This window comes from Microvirga tunisiensis (genome assembly GCF_009296175.1).
Taxonomy (GTDB): Bacteria; Pseudomonadota; Alphaproteobacteria; order Rhizobiales; family Beijerinckiaceae; genus Microvirga; species Microvirga tunisiensis.
In genome coordinates this window covers 1-1,138 of record NZ_VOSK01000811.1, presented here as the reverse complement: position 1 = coordinate 1,138, position 1,138 = coordinate 1, and the positions used below count along the sequence as shown (strand labels likewise).

1 protein-coding gene is annotated in these 1,138 nt (G+C 54.2%); it reads right to left on the bottom strand.

Annotation, left to right across the window (positions count from 1 at the left end):
* Window positions 1–144 (bottom strand): DUF6429 family protein (locus tag FS320_RS49495; protein ID WP_244626992.1); only part of this gene is annotated, 144 nt, incomplete at its 3' end.
* Window positions 145–1,138 lie beyond the last annotated feature (994 nt).

Sequence of the window (1,138 nt, the reverse complement as noted above, 5' to 3'; positions counted from 1 at the left end):
GACTGGGTCGCCGATCAAGCCCTTCTTGTGAAGCCGATCCGTCGTTGCCCAGTCGAAGCCCTTCCAGGCACAACGCTCGTTATGCAGCGTCAGCCATAACAGCGCCAAAACGGCATCGTCGATCTTGTCCTCATCGATCTCCATGAACCGACGTTACCACGCGCGGCACCCAAAATCCCGCGGCCCCGCTCGGATGGATACTTCCTTCCGGAATCGGGGATCGGCGGCCATATCGGGCATGGTAAACACACCCGGTTGGTGAATGGCACGGTCGCAAATGGAGACTTCGCGGGGCGTCTCAGAGATCTCAAAGCCAATCCTGGACTTGAACCACTGCCTGTACTCATCGAGGAAAGAAATGAATGCAATCGGATCGTCACAAATTTGGGCCGCAACCTTCGCGATGTTATCGAACTCAACCTCCGGAGCGGTATCCAGAATGTCGAATTTCTGAAGTGCAGCAAGGCGGTCGACCTCCTTCCATGGAGGCAGATTAACGGGGCCAGGACATTCTACCATTCGAAAACTGCTCGCTCGGAAGCATCTGAGTTGTTCGGGAAATGTCGGAGTCAAACCGACACAACGGAATGGCATCATGCCTCGAGCGAAACTCGATCCGTTGCTCACAGAACATCCGGGCTTGAGACCGGTAAAATGGCAGAGCGCCATGCCGGCTCACAAAGAGCCGCGTGCCATAGTGCCGACTGACGAATCGTCCGCAATGATCTGAACTATAGTCGACTCAAGGGATAACGTTCTCCTCTGATTGCAGTCAAGGAGCGGCGGAGTTCCTAACGAAGTCACAGTTAACAAAGACTGGCAATCGGCCGTCGATACGATCTTTGAGCGTGCTCCCTGCCTTCCAAGAACAAACGAAGCCCGAGAGTTTGGGCAGGTTCCTAAAAATTTGGTCTTGAGTGGAGGCATGCTTCACGCAACCTTCATCATGCACAAAGCCCTACGCAATGGATCGAGGTACAATGAGCCTCGATGGCTAAGACCGATGAAGTTAGAGCTGGCTCGGGAAATTTGGACAGCGGGATAAGTGGAGTTTCTGCCTGAGAGCAGCCAGAATGGCTGCTGAACAGGAGAGACGATGAGCAAGAGACCCCGCCGGAACCACTCTCCGGCTTTCAAA